The organism is Mangrovactinospora gilvigrisea, assembly GCF_001879105.1.
In the GTDB taxonomy this organism is placed as follows: Bacteria; Actinomycetota; Actinomycetes; order Streptomycetales; family Streptomycetaceae; genus Mangrovactinospora; species Mangrovactinospora gilvigrisea.
In genome coordinates this window covers 1-16,534 of the sequence record NZ_MLCF01000132.1, presented here as the reverse complement: position 1 = coordinate 16,534, position 16,534 = coordinate 1, and the positions used below count along the sequence as shown (strand labels likewise).

At 74.3% G+C, this 16,534-nt stretch carries 14 protein-coding genes and 1 pseudogene; 5 read left to right on the top strand and 10 right to left on the bottom strand.

The window, feature by feature from the left end; translation table 11 throughout:
* Positions 1-18: 18 nt before the first annotated feature.
* Entirely contained in the window at positions 19-1,656 is a 1,638-nt protein-coding gene (locus tag BIV57_RS20235) for an ABC-F family ATP-binding cassette domain-containing protein (protein ID WP_071658286.1), read from the bottom strand.
* Positions 1,657-1,985: 329 nt separating this feature from the next.
* Between BIV57_RS20235 and BIV57_RS20230 the strand changes: the two genes are divergently transcribed.
* Positions 1,986-2,678: a helix-turn-helix domain-containing protein gene (locus BIV57_RS20230; RefSeq protein ID WP_071658285.1), complete on the top strand. Its 693-nt coding sequence runs from the start codon at positions 1,986-1,988 to the stop codon at positions 2,676-2,678.
* 45 nt (positions 2,679-2,723) lie between these two features.
* Here the strand turns inward: BIV57_RS20230 and BIV57_RS20225 are convergent, their stop codons facing one another.
* Positions 2,724-3,125 (bottom strand): VOC family protein, encoded by a 402-nt coding sequence (locus BIV57_RS20225; RefSeq protein WP_071658284.1) that lies wholly within the window; start codon positions 3,123-3,125, stop codon positions 2,724-2,726.
* 256 nt (positions 3,126-3,381) lie between these two features.
* On the opposite strand from BIV57_RS20225, the gene pgi reads away from it, so the two are divergent.
* Both pgi and BIV57_RS20215 read left to right on the top strand, forming a co-directional pair.
* The gene (pgi, locus tag BIV57_RS20220; protein WP_071658283.1) at positions 3,382-5,010 is read left to right on the top strand and encodes a glucose-6-phosphate isomerase; all 1,629 of its coding nucleotides are present in this window, start codon (positions 3,382-3,384) and stop codon (positions 5,008-5,010) included.
* A gap of 113 nt (positions 5,011-5,123) precedes the next feature.
* On the top strand, positions 5,124-5,726 hold the full coding sequence (locus tag BIV57_RS20215; RefSeq protein WP_071658282.1) for a histidine phosphatase family protein: 603 nt from the start codon (positions 5,124-5,126) through the stop codon (positions 5,724-5,726).
* A gap of 6 nt (positions 5,727-5,732) precedes the next feature.
* Here BIV57_RS20215 and BIV57_RS20210 read toward each other — a convergent pair whose 3' ends face one another.
* Positions 5,733-7,772 carry a M3 family metallopeptidase gene (locus BIV57_RS20210; protein WP_071658281.1) on the bottom strand — a complete coding sequence of 680 codons (2,040 nt, stop codon included), beginning with the start codon at positions 7,770-7,772 and terminating at the stop codon, positions 5,733-5,735.
* 209 nt (positions 7,773-7,981) lie between these two features.
* Here BIV57_RS20210 and BIV57_RS20205 point away from each other — a divergent pair, with 209 nt between their 5' ends.
* Positions 7,982-10,255, top strand: coding sequence for a glycosyl hydrolase family 95 catalytic domain-containing protein (locus tag BIV57_RS20205; RefSeq protein WP_139275739.1), 2,274 nt, complete (start codon positions 7,982-7,984; stop codon positions 10,253-10,255).
* A 34-nt stretch (positions 10,256-10,289) separates the two neighbouring features.
* On the opposite strand, the gene BIV57_RS20200 is transcribed toward BIV57_RS20205, so the two are convergent.
* Positions 10,290-10,886, bottom strand: a complete 597-nt coding sequence (locus BIV57_RS20200; RefSeq protein WP_071658279.1) for a DUF4865 family protein — start codon at positions 10,884-10,886, stop codon at positions 10,290-10,292.
* A gap of 159 nt (positions 10,887-11,045) precedes the next feature.
* On the opposite strand from BIV57_RS20200, the gene BIV57_RS20195 reads away from it, so the two are divergent.
* Positions 11,046-11,783, top strand: coding sequence for a hypothetical protein (locus BIV57_RS20195; protein ID WP_071658278.1), 738 nt, complete (start codon positions 11,046-11,048; stop codon positions 11,781-11,783).
* A gap of 70 nt (positions 11,784-11,853) precedes the next feature.
* Here the strand turns inward: BIV57_RS20195 and BIV57_RS20190 are convergent, their stop codons facing one another.
* The 6 genes and pseudogenes from BIV57_RS20190 to BIV57_RS20165 form a co-directional block, all read right to left on the bottom strand.
* Positions 11,854-13,098 carry a tetratricopeptide repeat protein gene (locus BIV57_RS20190; protein ID WP_139275738.1) on the bottom strand — a complete coding sequence of 415 codons (1,245 nt, stop codon included), beginning with the start codon at positions 13,096-13,098 and terminating at the stop codon, positions 11,854-11,856.
* 167 nt (positions 13,099-13,265) lie between these two features.
* A complete protein-coding gene (locus tag BIV57_RS20185) occupies positions 13,266-13,445 on the bottom strand; it encodes a hypothetical protein (RefSeq protein ID WP_071658276.1) in 180 nt (59 codons plus the stop codon).
* A gap of 177 nt (positions 13,446-13,622) precedes the next feature.
* Complete coding sequence (locus tag BIV57_RS20180) at positions 13,623-14,231, bottom strand: GTP-binding protein (RefSeq protein WP_071658275.1); 609 nt, start codon at positions 14,229-14,231, stop codon at positions 13,623-13,625.
* Entirely contained in the window at positions 14,212-14,586 is a 375-nt protein-coding gene (locus BIV57_RS20175) for a DUF742 domain-containing protein (RefSeq protein WP_071658274.1), read from the bottom strand. The genes BIV57_RS20180 and BIV57_RS20175 overlap by 20 nt, the downstream gene beginning before the upstream one ends.
* A gap of 108 nt (positions 14,587-14,694) precedes the next feature.
* Positions 14,695-15,111 (bottom strand): annotated as a pseudogene (locus BIV57_RS20170) (roadblock/LC7 domain-containing protein); the annotation flags it as partial.
* On the bottom strand, positions 15,083-15,622 hold the full coding sequence (locus tag BIV57_RS20165; protein WP_071658273.1) for a flagellar biosynthesis protein FlhF: 540 nt from the start codon (positions 15,620-15,622) through the stop codon (positions 15,083-15,085). The gene BIV57_RS20165 and the pseudogene BIV57_RS20170, both read right to left, overlap by 29 nt.
* Between the last annotated feature and the right edge of the window lie 912 nt (positions 15,623-16,534).

Sequence of the window (16,534 nt, the reverse complement as noted above, 5' to 3'; positions counted from 1 at the left end):
CGGGGACGACCCGGTCGCTCACACGTCGTCCGGATCCACCCGGACCAGCCGGCCCTCCTCGACCCGCAGCCACCGCGTGATCCCCACCTCCCGCAGGAACGTCACATCGTGCCCGGCCACCACCAGCGCCCCGCGGTAGGCGGCCAGCGCGGCCGTCAACTGCCGCACGCTGCCCAGGTCCAGGTTGTTCGTCGGCTCGTCGAGCAGCAGCAGCTGCGGCGCCGGCTCGGCGAGCATCAGCGCCGCCAGCGCCGCCCGGAACCGCTCGCCGCCGGAGAGCGTCCCGGCCTGCTGGTCGGCGCGCGCGCCGCGGAAGAGGAAGCGGGCCAGCCGCGCCCGCATCGCGTTGTTGCCGGCGCCGGGCGCGTGCCGGGCCGCGTTCTCCACCACGCTGAGCCGGTCGTCCAGCACCCGCTCGTCGAGGCGCTGCGGCAGGTGGCGGACGGGGACGTGCGCCTCGAACCCGCCGCCGGCCGCCGCCAGCTCGCCGATCAGGGTGCGCAGCAGCGTCGACTTGCCGGAGCCGTTCCGGCCGAGCAGGGCGATCCGCTCCGGCCCGCGGATGTCCAGGTCGAGCCCGGTGATGCCGTGCCGGGTCGTCAGCTCGCGCACCGTCAGCACCTGCCTGCCGTCCGGGACTTCCGTGGCCGGCAGGTCGACGCGGATCAGGTCGTCGTCGCGCACCGCCTCCTCGGCCTCCTTGAGCCGCTCGCGGGCCGAGTGGAGGCGGTCCTCGTGCAGCTGGCGGTTGCGCCCCGCGGTCTCCTGGGCGGCCCGCCGCCGGGCGTGGATGACCATCTTCGGCAGCCCGTTGGCGGCGGCCTTGCGGCCCTGGCGGTCGCGGGTGGCCTGCTTGATCCGGTCCTCGGCCAGGTCGCGCCGCTGCCGCTTGACGTCCGACTCGGCGACCCGCAGCAGCCGCTCCGCGGTGTCCTGCTCGGCGGCCAACTGGTCCTGGTAGGCGGTGAAGTTGCCGCCGAACCAGCGGACCCGGCCGTCCCGCAGCTCTGCGATCCGGTCGACCCGCTCCAGCAGCTCGCGGTCGTGGCTGACCACGACGAGCACGCCGGGCCAGGCGTCCACCGCGTCGTGCAGGTGGCGGCGCGCCTCGCGGTCCAGGTTGTTGGTCGGCTCGTCGAGCAGCAGCACGTCGGGACGGCGCAGCAGCAGCGCGGCGAGCCTCAGCAGCACCGTCTCGCCGCCGGAGAGCTCGCCGACGGTGCGGTCCAGGCCGATGCCCTCCAGGCCGAGCTGGTCGAGGGTGGCGCGGGCGCGCTCCTCGACGTCCCAGTCGTCCCCGACGGCGGCGAAGTGGCCGGCGTCGGCGTCGCCGGCCTCGATGGCGTGCAGGGCGGCGCGGGCCTCGGCGACGCCGAGCGCCGCGTCGACCCGCAGCGCGGTGTCGAGGGTGGCGTCCTGCGGCAGATAACCGATCTCCCCGGTGGCGCGGACGCTGCCGTCCTGCGGCACCAGCACCCCGGCGAGCAGCTTGAGCAGGGTGGACTTGCCGGAGCCGTTGAGGCCGACGAGCCCGGTGCGGCCGGGGCCCACGGTGAGGTCGAAGCCGGCGAGGACGGGGGTGCCGTCCCGCCAGGCGAAGCCGAGTCCGGCGCAGACCAGCGCGGGGGCGGAGGTGTGGTTCCGGGACAATGACATGAGGTGGGTCTCCGGTGGTTGCGCGGTGAGGGGTGGCAACACGGGGAGACACCGTGGGGCGCGCCGTCGCGAAGGACGGCGCCGCAGAAGCAGGGGCCCCGGAGCGGATCGGAGGCGGCTCGACCGCAAGGATCGCGCACCGTTCGCACACGCCGGCGGGGGCGTGCGGAACACGGTGTCAGCGGATCCTTACAGGAGCAACGGGCTTCTCCGTTCAACGACTTCGGGGCCGGGATCAAAGGTACGGGGAGCCGACCCGGGGCGCAAAGACTTTTTTCCGACCGGTGCACCGCGGGGTGGTTGTCGGTGCCGCGTGCCAGGGTTGGGGCATGACGTCCTACCGGGAACGGGCCTCGCGGGTGCCCGGCGCGGCGGTCTGGACGGTGCTCTCCGGCGCCGGCCCGCACCGCGTGCTGCCCGACGGCTGCATGGACGTGCTCTTCTACCGCGAGCCGTCGCCCCGCCTGGTGATCGCCGGCCCGGACACCACCGCCCACATCCCCGAGGTCGTCCCCGGCACCCGCACCACCGGCCTGCGCTTCGCGCCGGGGGCGGCGCCCGCCGTGCTCGGCATCCCGGCGGACGAGCTGACGGACCGCCGGGTGCCGCTGGAGGAGGTGTGGCCGGCACGGCTCGTCCGCGAGCTGGCCGGGCGGCTGGCCGAGTCGCCCGCGCCGGGCGCGCTGCTGGAGGAGATCGCCCTGGGCCGCGGCACGGGCGCGGCGGAGCCGCTGGTCGCGGCCCTGGCCCGGGCGATGGCCGCGGGGCGGCCCGTCCCGGAGACGGCGCGGGAGCTGGGCTTGAGCGAGCGGCAGCTGCGGCGGCGGTCGCAGGCGGCATTCGGCTACGGCCCCAAGCGGCTGAGCCGCGTGCTGCGGCTCGGCCGCGGCCTGGACCTGGTCCGCGCGGGGACGCCGGCAGCCTCGGCCGCGGCGGCGCTGGGGTGGGCGGACCAGGCGCACTTCGCGCGGGACGTGCGGGAGTTGACGGGCCTGCCGCTGCGGCGCCTGCTTGCCCCGTGAGGGGCGCGGCGAACCGCGCGGGCGGCCGGTGAACGACCCGCCGGCTCACGCGAACAGATCCACCGCGTTCCCGTCCGGGTCGCAGACCGAGGCGTAGCGCTGGCCCCAGGGGGCGTCGAAGGGCTTGAGGTGGGGGCGGTGGCCGGCGGCCACCACGCGGTCGAAGGCGGCGTCCACGCCCGCCGCGTCGCCGCAGTGGAAGGCGAGCCCGATGCGGCCGGCGCCGCTCGGCGGCGTCCACTCGGGGTCGAAGCTGCGGACGGTCTCCTCCGGGTCCAGCATCAGCCGGACGCCGCTCGGCGTCACCGCCTCGGCGTGCGGGGCGCCCGGCGCGTCCGACCCCTCGGGGAAGTCGACGCCCAGCAGGCGGTAGAAGGCGACGGCGCGCGGCAGGTCGGCGACGACCACGCCGACCGCGTCGAATCGGGGTTGCTCAACAGTGCTCATGCCACGACGCTACGGCCGTCCGTGCGCCCCGGTCTTGAACGAAACGGACGTCTGCCCGGCCCCCTCCCGAACCCGGGGGAAGCCGCGCCGCACCCATGCGGTTGTATACAACAGAACGGGACGATGGACAGGCGGCCCGGAGGACCTGGTTCCCGACTGCCGTCCGGGCTGCCCGGTGATATCAAGAAGACGCCAGATCCCGTCACCACCGCTGCGACGGCCGCCCGCCGGCTCGCCGACAAGGAGACTGCGACACATGCGACTCAACCAGCTGCCGGAGTGGAACGCACTCGGCAAGCACCGCGAGGAGTTCGGCGACACCCATCTGCGCGAGCTGTTCGCCGCCGACGCCGACCGCGCGGCACGCTACCGACTGAAGGTCGGAGACCTGCAGATCGACTACGCGAAGCACCTGGTCACCGACGACACCCTGCGGCTGCTGCGCGAGCTGGCCGAGGCCCGGGGCGTGGCGGAACTGCGTGACGCGATGTTCGCCGGCGAGCACATCAACGTCACCGAGGACCGCGCCGTGCTGCACGTCGCGCTGCGCGCGCCCCGCGGCGAGGTCATCGAGACGGACGGCCACGACGTGGTGCCGGACGTCCACGCGGTGCTCGACAAGATGTCGGACTTCTCGGACCGGGTCCGCTCCGGCGAGTGGAAGGGCCACACCGGCCGCCGCATCCGCAACGTCGTCAACATCGGCATCGGCGGCTCCGACCTCGGCCCGGCGATGGCCTACGAGGCGCTGCGCCCCTGGTCGGCCCGGGACATGGTGTTCCGGTTCGTCTCCAACGTGGACGGCGCCGACCTGCACGAGGCCACCCGCGACCTGGACGCGGAGGAGACGCTCTTCATCATCTCCTCCAAGACCTTCACCACCGTGGAGACCATCACCAACGCCACCGCCGCCCGGCGTTGGGCGCTCGCCGCGCTCAAGGACGAGGCCGCGGTCGCCAAGCACTTCGTCGCCGTCTCCACCAACAAGGAGAAGGTCGAGGAGTTCGGCATCGACTCGGCCAACATGTTCGGCTTCTGGGACTGGGTCGGCGGCCGCTACTCGATGGACTCCGCCATCGGCCTGTCGCTGATGGTGGCCGTCGGGCCGGACGCCTTCCGGGAGATGCTGGACGGCTTCCACACCGTCGACGAGCACTTCCGCACGGCCCCGGTCGAGGAGAACGTCCCCATGCTGATGGGGCTGCTGGGCATCTGGTACGAGTCGTTCTTCGACGCCCAGGCGCACGCGGTGCTGCCCTACTCGCACTACCTGTCGAAGTTCACCGCCTATCTGCAGCAGCTCGACATGGAGTCGAACGGCAAGCGGGTCGACAAGGAGGGCGAGCCGGTCGAGTGGACCACCGGTCCGATCGTCTGGGGCACGCCCGGCACCAACGGCCAGCACGCCTACTACCAGCTGCTCCACCAGGGCACGAAGGTCGTCCCGGCCGACCTGATCGGCTTCGCCCGGCCGGTGGCCGAGCTGGGCGAACTGGCCGGGCAGCACGACCTGCTGATGGCCAACCTCTTCGCGCAGGGCCAGGCGCTGGCGTTCGGCAAGACGGCGGAGGAGGTGCGGGCCGAGGGCGTGGCGGAGCACCAGGTCGCGGCGCGCACCTTCCCGGGCAACCGGCCGACCACCACCGTCCTGGCGCCGGAGCTGAGCCCGAAGGTGCTGGGCGAGCTGATCGCCCTCTACGAGCACAAGGTCTTCACCCAGGGCGCGGTGTGGGGCATCGACTCCTTCGACCAGTGGGGCGTGGAGCTGGGCAAGGTGCTCGCCAAGCGGGTCGAGCCGGCGCTCACCGAGGGCGCGGAGGTGCCGGGGCTGGACGCGTCCACCCAGGCGCTGGTGCGGGAGTACCGCGAGCTGCGCGGCCGCTGACCGGTGCGCGGAATGGCGGGACCATCGGCCCTGTTGGATGCGGTGATGCATACGTCATCCGGCGTCCGAGGTCCCGCCCCGGGCCCTGAGAGTCCGAAGGGAAGTCACCGGCCATGGGCGAACTGCTGCTGCTCCGCCACGGCGAGACCGCGTGGAGCAAGTCCGGCCAGCACACCAGCTACACCGACCTGCCGCTGACGGAGCGGGGCGAGCGGGAGGCCGCCGCGGTGGCCCCGCTGCTGGCGAAGCGGGACATCGCGCGGGTCTTCGTCTCGCCGCTGCACCGGGCGCGGGAGACGGCGCGGCTGGCCGGGCTGGACGGCCATGACCCGGTGCTCGTCCCGGACCTGCACGAGTGGGACTACGGCGGCTACGAGGGCGTCACCACCGAGGAGATCCACCGCACCCGCCCGGCGTGGACGCTGTGGGACGACGGGGTGGTCCCGGGGCCGGCCGGCCACCCCGGGGAGTCCCCGGAGGAGGTGGGCGCCCGGGCGGACCGGGTGCTGGCGATGGTCGACCTCGCCAACACCGGCCCCGGCGATGTGGTGCTGGTGGCGCACGGCCACTTCCTCCGCGTCCTGACGGCCCGCCGCCTGGGGCTGGAGCCGGCGGCGGGCGCGCTGTTCCGCCTGGACACGGCGACGCTGAGCCGCCTGGGGACGGAGCACGGGCGCCCCGCGATGACGGGGTGGAACCTGTCGCCCGAGGTGTAGGGCCGCCTACTCCGCCGCCAGCCCGCGGCGCCTGAGCAGGGGCTCGATCCGCGGTGCGGATCCGCGGAAGGACGCGAAGGCCTCCAGGGGGTCGACCGCGCCGCCGCGGGACAGCAGCTTCGCGCGGAAGACGTCGCCGTTGGCGCGCTTGAGCCCGCCGGACTCCTTGAACCACTCGACGGTGTCCGCGTCGAGCACCTCGCTCCAGATGTAGGAGTAGTAGCCCGCGCTGTACCCGTGCGACCAGATGTGCGCGAAGTAGCCCGTGCGGTAGCGCGGCGGGATGGCGTCCATGGCGATCCCCGCCTTCGCCAGCGCGGCCGCCTCGAACTCGGCGACGTCGCCCGGGTCCTGGCCCTCCGTCAGGGAGTGCCACGCCCAGTCCAGCAGCGCCGCGCCCAGGTACTCCACGGTGCGGAAGCCCTCGCCGAACGCCTCCGCCGCCAGGATCCGGTCCACCAGGCCCTCGGGCATCGGCTCGCCGGTCTCGTGGTGGACGGCGTAGTGCGCGAGGACCTCCGGCCAGGTCTGCCACATCTCGTTGACCTGCGACGGGTACTCCACGAAGTCCCGCGGCACCTCCGTGCCCGCCAGCCGCGGGTGGTCCACGTCGGAGAAGAGTCCGTGCAGGGCGTGCCCGAACTCGTGGAAGCAGGTGCGGACCTCGTCGAAGGTGAGCAGCGCGGGCTCGCCGGGGGCCGGCTTGGCGATGTTGAGGTTGTTGGTGACGACCGGGCGCCGGCCGAGCAGCCGGTTCTGCGGGACGAGGTCGTTCATCCAGGCGCCGCCGCGCTTGGAGTCGCGGGTGAACCAGTCGCCGAGGAAGAGGCCGAGCGGGCTGCCGTCCGCGTCGAAGACCTCGAAGGCGCGCACCTCGGGGTGGTAGCCGACGAGGTCGGGGCGCTCGGTGAAGGTGAGGCCGTAGAGCAGGTGGGCGGCGTGGAAGACGCCGTCCTTGATGACGCGCTCCAGCTCCAGGTAGGAGCGGACGGCGGAGTCGTCCACATCGTGCTCGACGCGCCGGACCTTCTCCGCGTAGTAGGCCCAGTCCCAGGGCTCCAGCACCGCCTCGGGGTCGCCGAGGTCGTCGCGCAGGGCGGCGGTGAGGGCGGCCTCCTCGCGGCGCGCGTTGGCGACGGCCGGCGGGACGAGGCGGGCGAGCATCGACTCCACGGCGTCGGCGGTGCGCGCGGTCTGGTCGGCGACCTCGTAGGCGGCGTGGCTGGGGTAGCCGAGCAGGGCGGCCCGCTCGGCGCGCAGCACGGCGAGCCGGCGGATGGTCTCCGCGCTGCCGGGCAGGCCGCGGCCGAGGCTCGCCTCCATCAGGCGGCGGCGGGTCTCGCGGTTCTCCAGCCGGGCGAGTTGGGGCTGGTTGCTGAAGTTCTTCAGGCTCAGCACATAGCTGCCGTCGGGGCGGCCGAGGGCGCGGGCGTTCTCGGCGGCGGCCTCGATCTCGGTGTCGGGGAGGCCGGCGAGCGCGGCGCGGTCCTCGACGACCAGGGCGCGGGCCCGGGTGTCGGCGAAGAGGTCCTGCTCGAAGCGGGTGGACTCGGCGGCGAGTTCGGTGTTGAGGGCGCGCAGCCGGTCGCGCTGCTGTTCCGTCAGATCGGCGCCGGCGCGGGCGAAGTCGGTGCGGTAGCGCTCCAGGAGACGGGTCTGCTCCGCGTCGAGGCCGGTGCCGGGGACGGCCTTGATGCGCGCCCACAGCCGCGGGTCGAGGTGGATCGCGTCACCGTGCGCGGCGAGCCGGGGGGCGATCTCCGCCTCGACGGCCTGGATCGCCTCGTCGGTGTCGGCGCCCGCCTTGAGGAAGAAGACCTGGAGGGCGTTGGCCAGGACGGTGCCGCTGCGCTCCAGCGCCTCCAGGGTGTTGGCGAAGTCGGCGGGGGCCGGGTCGGCGGTGATGGCGCCGATCTCGCGGAGCTGCTCGGCCATGCCGTGCTCGATGGCGGGCAGGTAGTGCTCGGTCCGGATGTCGGCGAACGGCGGCAGCGCGTAGGGCAGGGTGCTGGGCGCGATCAGCGGGTTGTGCGGGGTCTCCGTCATGTGCCGAGCCTATGCGGCGGCGCGGGCTGCAAACCTTTGCCGTCACGGGGATTGACCGCCCGTCGGCACAGATATTGGATGTCTGACGCTCACACAGGCCCCGTTCGTCCGCTTGGCCCCTGGGAGGCGCATTCCGCATGTCCGGCTCCGGCATCTCTCGACGCACTGTAGTTGGCGGCACTTTGGCCGCTCCGCTGGCTCTGGGGGCGATGGCGCGATCCGCCTCCGGGGCGACGCCCACCCCCGGGGCGTCCTCCGCAGGAACATCCGATGGTTGGGCGGGCCTCGCCGCCAAGCTGGACGGCATCACCGGGGTGGCGACGGCCCCGCCGAAGAACCTGGTGACGGTCTACCTCAGCGACGGCGCGCTGCTCGGCAACGGCAACCTGGGCGTGGTCGTCGGCGACACCGGCACCACCACGCAGAAGTTCTGGTTCGCCAACAAGAACCACTTCGGCATGATGTACCACACCAAGTACCTGGAGTACCGGACGAGCCAGCTGTCGATCGCCCAGCTGACGGTCTCCTCGCCGGACCCGGTGCCGGCCGGCGTCGACCCGGCCGCCGTCTACCGGGCGGAGCAGCGGATCCGCGACTCCCGCTCGGTGACGACCGTTCAGCTCGGCGGGGCACGGGCCACCGTCACCGGCTGGACCGCGGACTCCGACGACACCCTGGTGGTGGAGGTGGCGCTGCCCGAGGGCGCGCCCGAGACCCGGATCGACCTCACCCTCGGCGCCCTCACCCCCTCCCCCGGCTACCAGCTGCACTACCCCACCGCCTCCGGGGTCTCCGGCGGCGCACCCTGGATCGCCCGCACCGGCCATCCGACCACCGAGCCGCCCTGGTACTCCACCCAGGCGGTGGCGCTGCGCCGGGAGCGCGGCGCCGCGTTCGACGCCGTGTCCAGCACGCCCGGGGACGCCTCCACCGCGCCGACGGCCACCGGCCGGGTGGTGCTGCGCGGCGGCCAGAGCGTGCGGGTGGCCGCCGCGCTGCGCGGCGACGCCCGGCCGACCGCCGACGGCCCCTCGGCGCCGGCGCTGGCCGCCCGGGCGGCCGAGGCGGCGTCGGCGGCGGGCCGCCGGATCGACGCCCTGGCGGCGGAGCACGCCGCCTGGTGGCGGGCGTACTGGCTGCGCTCCTGGGTCGACCTGGGCGATCCGGTGCTGGAGCAGTACTACTACGGGGCGCTGCACCTGATGGGCGCGGCGGCGCGGGAGGGCGAGCTGCCGCCGGGGCTGTGGGGGTCGTGGGTGGTCACCGACGTCCCCAACTGGCAGGGCAGGGACTTCCTCAACTACAACTACCAGGCGCCGTTCTACGGCCTGCCGGCCGCCAACCGGGCCGACGCGCTGCGCAGTTACGCGATCTCGGTGCTGGACGAGCTGCCGTACCAGCGCAACACCACGGCGGCGGCCGGCTACCAGGGCATCGCCTACCAGCGGACGCTGATGCCGCTGCACCACGGCCTGCCGGCCCCTGCGGCGGTGCCGGTCGCGCCGACGACCAACCAGGCGTTCGTGGACCAGAAGTCCAACGGCTCCTTCGCGATCATCCCGGTCATCTGGTACTGGGAGTACACCCAGGACGACCGGTTCCTCAAGCGGTACCTCTACCCGGCGATGCGCGGGCTGGAGGACTTCTGGCAGGACTACCTGACGTTCGACGGCACGCACTGGAACGTCGAGCACAGCTCGGCCCACGAGGGCTCCGACGACCTCAACCCGGATCTCGACCTGGGCTTCATCCGCAAGCTCTACACCACGCTGATCGCCGCCTCCGAGCGGCTCGGCGCCGATCTGCCGCTGAACGCCCGCCGCGAGGAGGTGCTGGCGAAGCTGGCGCCCGCGCCGGTGGGGGTCTACCAGGGCACCGAGGTGTATCTGATCGCGGAGGCGGTGCGCGGCTCCACGGACATCTCGGTGACCTTCGAGCCCGGCAACCAGCCGATCAATCTGGAGGGCCTGGTGCACCCCGGCGAGAACGTCTCGCTGGGCGTCGGCGCGGAGGCGGACCGGCAGCGGGTGCTGGACTCGCTGCGGCTGCAGGCCGGTTGGGGCCAGGGCAACGCCTACGCCAAGGTCTTCGTCATCGCGGCGCGGGCCGGCTGGGACGGCGCGGACCTCATCGAGAAGTTCAAGGCCCGCACGGCGCAGCTGTGGCGGCCGTCCAACCTCACCCCGTACTGCACGGTGGGCGGCATCGAGGTGGCGGGCCCGCTGGAGGCGCTCAACTCGCTGCTGATGACGAGCGAGGGCGGCACGGTGCGGCTCTTCCCGTCGTGGCCGCGCGATCGGGACGCGTCCTTCACGGATCTGCGGGCCAAGGGGGCGTTCCTGGTCAGCGCGGAGCTGAGCGGCGGCCGGATCACCTCCGCCGAGGTGCGCGCCGAGCGGGGCGGGCTGTGCCGGGTCGCGGGCCTGCCGGGCGGGACGAAGGAGTTCCGCACCCAGCCGGGCGGGCGCTACCGCCTGGTGTAGCGGCGGGCGCCTCGTCCGCTGCCTGCTGGGCCCGCTACCACTGGCGGCCGAGCGGTAGTTCGGCGAAGTGCGGCCGGGACAGGTGCAGCACCCGGTAGAGCGCGGTGTCCGGATCGGTCGGGGCGGCGGGCTCGTCGGTGTGCAGGGTGAACTCCACCAGCTCCCAGCGGGTGGGGTCGACGGCCAGCGCGGTGGAGTGGACGCCGGCGCGGCGGGCCCGCTCCTCCAGGGCCTCGGCCGCCGCGGGGACGACGCCGGCCGGGTCGGCGCCGGCGGGCAGCCGCACCGTGCGGCGGACCGCGGCGCGCGGCTCGCCCGCCGCGTCGGGGCCGGTGCGGAAGGCGACGCCCGTCCAGTGCCGCACCTCGGGGCGCCCGAAGGAGGCGACGATGCCGTCGAATCCGCCGCCGCCCCACAGGAAGCGGTTCATCCCGCCGGTGTCGTCCCACAGGTAGAACGGCGCGTACTGGTTGACCGGCGAGCCGTCCGCGCCGCGCTCGCGCACCAGGTAGGCCTTGAGGCCGAGGCCCTCGAACCCGTCGGTCAGATGCCCGCGTTCGGCGACCCGCTTGCGGATGACGTCCATGGAGTAGTCGGCCGGCAGCGTGATCTCGTACTGCATCGCATACATGCGGCGACTGTACATACCTGTTGTTACAGCGTCAACGGCCTCGTCAACACCCGTACGCCGCAAGGGCCGTCCTTATCTTTCGACAACATCCGTCACGTCTTCATCACGGACCGCACCGTATTCATCTCATCCTCAGATTCGGCCCCTAGGCTCCGCCCCATGGCACCCATCGACAGCGACGAGAAGGACGCCGCCGCCCCGGGCGACACCGCGGAGGAGGCTGCGAAGACCGACCCGTCCGCCGAGAAGGACACGGCCGAGGACGAGTCCTCGAAGGCGGTCGAGGCCGAGGCGGGCGACGACCGGGACGACACCGCGACGGACGACGAGGCCGGCACCAGGGCCGAGGACGAGACCGACGCGGCGGACGAGGCGGACGAGGCGGAGGAGGAGGAGGACGAGGAGGACGAGGAGGACCTCGAGCCCCCGAGCATCTACGCCGTCCGCAAGGCCGAGGGCCTCGTCGAGTCGGTGCCCACCGTCCGCACCCGCGGCATCCCCTCCGCGGTCGCCGCCATGGTCGGCGGCGCGCTCGGCTTCGCCTCCATCTCGGGCACCTGGATCGGCTCCCTGATGGAGGACCGCTCCAAGCTCGTCGGGCAGGCCGGGCTCGGCTCCAGCTCCAGCACCAGCGCCCAGGTCGAGGCGATCTACGGCCACCCCTGGCACATCATGGCGATGTGGAACGGCATCACCGCCGCCGTCGCCGTCGTCATCACCGCCGTGGTGCTGCTCAAGTCCGGGCTGGGCGGCGGGTACTTCCGCCCCGCGCCGTGGGTCCGCGCCCTCGCCTGGGCCGGCCTCATCCTCGGGCTCATCGGGCTGCTCGCCTCCGGCCTGCTCTACTTCGACGTCTTCACCCACCTGCCCAAGATCAAGTCGTCCTCGACGGGCTGACGCCCGCTCGGCACCCGCAACGCGGCCGCCGCACCGCTCGGTGCGGCGGCTTCCTCATGCGCTGCCGCCGTCAGGAGTCGCCGAGCGTCGTCGTCCCCGGGCCGGAGAGGCCCGAGAGGCCGAACCGGTAGACGTCCACCGCCTCCGGGGTGCGGCCGATGCGGTGCAGCAGGTCGCCGAGCCGGCGGCAGGTGACCGCCAGGTCCCCGGCCAGCCGCGACTGGTGGCGCAGCACCAGCGCCGCCCGGTAGTGCCGCTCCGCCGCCCCCGGATCGCTGCCCTCCAGGATCACCCCGAGCAGATGGTGCGCCGCCGCCGCGTGCACCGCCCCGTGGTCGCCGCGCAGCTCCCGCAGCATCCGCCCCAGCAGCGCCGCCGCCTCCACCGACTTGCCGCGCCGCCGCCAGACGTCCGCCAGCTCCACCTCGACCTGCATGGTGATCAGTTGGGAGCCCACCTCGCGCAGCTCGTCGCGGGCCGCCGTCAGCTCCCGCTCCGCCTCCTCCAGCGCGCCCTGCTGGGCCAGCACATAGCCGCGCGCCCAACGGGACTGCGCCACCTCGATCCTGATGCCCTGCCGGCGGTAGGCCGCCTCCGCCTCGGCGAGCGCCTCCAGCGCGTCCCCGAAGCGGCCCTCGGTGGTCAGCCAGCGCGCCGCCTGCCGGCGCAGATACGCCCGCACCTGCGGATCGCGGGTGCGCGGCAGCAGCGTCTCGGCCACCTCGGCGGCCCGCGCCGCCCGCTCCCGCTCCCCCAGGTCGACGTAGGGCGAGATCAGCGTGGCGTACAGCAGCACCAGGGCGCGCGCCGTCGCCGCCCCGCCGTCCTCGCCCGCTGCGCCGGGCCCCGCCGCCCCCGCCTCCGCGGCGTCCTCCGGGGCCTCGTGGGCGTGCAGCTCGTCGACGGCCTGCTCCAGCAGATGGCAGCCGTAGCGCAGATCCCTGGTCTGCAGATGGGCCAGCGCCCGCCCGCGCAGCGCGGGCGCCCGGACCGGCAGGTCCTGGTCGGCCAGCAGCCGCTCGGCCTTGGCGCAGCAGGACAGCAGCCGCTCCAGATCGCCCCGGTCCAACGCGCAGTCGCCCAGGCCGAGGTAGGCGTCCGCCTGCAGCATCGCGGAACCGGCCCGCGCGCCGTCCTCCAGGGCCTGCCCGTAGACGCGGACCGCCTCGGCCGTCCGCCCCGCGTTGCGCAGCCCGGAGGCGCGCTCCAGCGCCGCCTCGGCGGCGCCCGCGGCGCGCTCGACGGCGACGGCGCCCCCCGGTTCCCCGGAGCCGGCGCCGTCCCCGGCAGTTGTCTGAACCTCTGCCCCGTCCACGTTCACATCCTGTACCGCTCCCCTACCGCCGCACCACCGATTCGCCCGTAACCGCACGCCCGTATGCCTTCATGTGTCCTCATGCCCGCCATGCGCAGCGGCACCCCGCCCGATCGGTCGGATCGGACGGGGTGCCGTGTTCGCTTCCTCTGCCTGGGCGGTGCGCGCTAGCGGTCCAGCTCCTTGCGGGTGATCCGGTTCAGCCGGCGCCGCTGCGACTTGTCCAGCGCCATGTAGCCGACGACCGGGACCAGGATCAGCGCGAAGGCCAGCCACCAGCTGACGAAGAACCCGGCGCCGAGCACCACCACCGCGCCGCCAATGACAATCTTCGTGCTCCTCGACATGTCTGTCGTCCTCCATCCGCGGCGAGCGGCCGCAGTGTCAGGGCTCCGGGGGGATCTGCCCCTCAATACGAAGGTAACCCCGCTCAGGTTCCCGGGAACAGGTTCGGCGGGCACAGTCCGGGGCCACCTGGGGGAAAACTCGGGGTTTCCCCGGGTCGACGGACCCGCTCCGGGCCGTCACCCGGGCGCGCGCAGCGCCAGGTGCATCCGCCGTGCGTGCTCCACCAGCGCCACCAGCACCTCCTTCCCCGATTCGCGCTCCCGCGCGTCGCACAGCACCACCGGGATGTCGCCGTCCAGATCGAGAGCGGACCGGACGTCGTCCGGGGAGTAGACCCGCGCGCCGGGGAAGCAGTTGACGGCCACCATGAACGGCAGCCGGCGGTGCTCGAAGAAGTCCACCGCCGGGAAGCAGTCCTGCAGGCGCCGGGTGTCAACCAGGACGACGGCGCCCAGCGCGCCGGACGCCAGCTCGTCCCAGAGGAACCAGAAACGGTCCTGCCCGGGGGTGCCGAACAGGTAGAGCGAGAGGTTCTCCCGGATGGTGATCCGCCCGAAGTCCATCGCCACCGTGGTGGTGGTCTTCGCCTCCACGCCGCCGATGTCGTCCACCCCCACCCCGGCCTCGGTGAGCCGCTCCTCGGTGCGCAGCGGGCGGATCTCGCTCACCGAGCCGACCAGGGTGGTCTTGCCCACCCCGAATCCGCCCGCGACAAGGATCTTCAGCGCCAGGCCGGGGTCGAGCCGCCGCTCCCGGCGGTCGCGGTCAGAGCGCACGGAGTCCATCGATCACCTCTCGGAGAACTCGCTCGTCGGGCAGCCGGGAGGGCGGCACGGGCCTGCTCACCCGGATGTGCGCGGCGTCCAGCAGGTCGCCCAGCAGCACACGGACCACCCCGACCGGAAGGTCCAGCTCGGCCGCGATCTCGGCGACGGACAGGGGCTCCTCCTGGAGCACCTCCAGGACCGCCGCATGGCCGTGGGGAAGGGTCGGATCGTCCTCGGGCGCGCTGTCCGCGACCACGAGGGCGATCAGGTCGAAATCCGGACCGGCCGCCTGGGTGCGGCCGCCGGTCATGGCGTACGGGCGGACCACCGGGCCCGCCTCGTCGTCGTACCAGAGGTGGAACGCGTCCGACATGACGGGGCATCACCCTCCGCCGGCCGGGCGGCCGGCCGAGGCCCGGGTGGCGGGATCGTCGTCGCGGGCCGCGGACGGGCCCGGGATGCCGCTCGGGCCCGAGCCCGGGCCTGAGCCTGGGCCCGAGCTTGCGCGCGGCGAGGCGTAGAGGTGCTCGCCGACGCGCTTGACGAGGCGGGCCATCTCGTAGGCGACGAGGCCGACATCGGCCTCGGCGGTGGAGAAGACGGCGAGGCAGGTGCCCTCGCCCGCGGCGACGACGAAGAGGAAGCCGCCCTCCATCTCGACCATCGTCTGCAGCACGGAACCGGCGTGGAAGTGCCGGCCGGCGCCCTTGGCGAGGCTCTGGAAGCCGGAGGCGACGGCGGCGAGGTGATCGCCGTCCTCGCGGCTCAGCCCGGCGGACGCGCCGAGGGCGAGGCCGTCGTTGGAGAGCACCACGGCATGGCTGACCTCGGCGACCCGTGAGACGAGGTCGTCCAGAAGCCAGTCCAGTTCACCGGGGTGATGGGTCGTCCCGAGCATCCGGGGCCTCCTCGCGGTCTCGATCGTCGTCGTGGTTCTCTGCGGCGGCGGTGCGGTCGTCGGGGAGCGGGGTCAGGGGTGAGGGCCTGCGCCCTCGGATCCAGCCGCTGCGGAAGGCGGTCATGGTGGCGCGGGCCTCCTCGGGGTCGCGCGGGGGGGGCGCGTCGTCCGCGGCGGCGGTCTCGGGGTCGGCGAGCAGCTGCGGCGCGAGGCTCGCCCGGCGGACGCGGCGGGGCAGGTCGTCGGCGTCGTCTCCGCCGTCCTCGGGGCTCTCGGGCGGTGCGGCGTGCGCGGGCCGCAGGTCCCACGAGGGGCGCGCGCCGCGCTGCTTCGGCGGCGCGAGGGGGTCGTCCCGCCCCGGCCACGTCTCCGCGGAGAGCCCGCCCCCCACCACCCACGGCGTCCCACCGCCGACGGCGCCGCGGCCTCCGGCGGGCCGGCCGGGGTCACCGTCGGGCTCGTCGCCGTCGCGCCCCGGCCAGGCGGAGCCGAGGTCTCCGCCGGGGCCCACGGGTTGCGTGCCGCGGCGGTCCGGCGACCCGCCGCCGGAACCGCCCGCACCCGGAGGCGACGTGCCGTCGTCCTCGCCCGGCCACGCCCCGGAGCGGCCCGCCGCACCATGCGGCGTCGCGCCGAGGCCGTCGGAAGCACCCGCCGGCGTGCCACTGCCGGCCCCCGCGGCCTGTTCCGACGCGCCGTCAACGCCCGGCGCCTCTCCGGGACGGCGGCCCGCCGCGCCGCGGCCGTCCGACGACAGTCCGTCGGAACCGCCCGATGTGCCGCCCTGCCCCGGCCACGCCCCGACGCCCGCGCCGGAACGACCGCCATCACCCTGCGGGCTCCCGTCGGAACGGCCGCCACCGGCACCACGCGCCGACCCACCGTCGCCCGACCACGCCCCAGAACTCCCGCCAGGGCCGCCCGCCGCGCCACGACCGTCCGGTGACGGGCCGTCGGAAGCACTCGAACCGCTGCCGCCCGCGCCGCGCGCCGACGAACCGTCACCGCCCCTGCCACCGTCCCCGGGCCACGCCCCAGCATTCCCGCCTGGGCCGCCCGCCGCGCCACGCGGCAGCGTGCCGCGACCGTCCGGGGACCGGCCGTCGGAACCGCTCCGACCACCGGCGCCCGCGCCGCGCGCCGACGCACCGTCACCGCCCGCCCCGCCATCACCCGGCCACGCCCCAGCAGCCCCGCCGGAGCCGCCCCCCGCGCCACGACCGTCGGATGACGGACCGTCGGAACCGCTCCGACCACCGGCGCCCGCGCCGCGCGCCGACGCACCGTCACCGCCCGACCGGCCGTCACCCGGCCACGCCCCAGAACTCCCGCCGGAGTCGCCCGCCGCGCCACGACCGTCGGATGACGGACCGTCGGAGCCATTCCGACCACCGGCGCCCGCGCCGCGCGCCGACGCACCGTC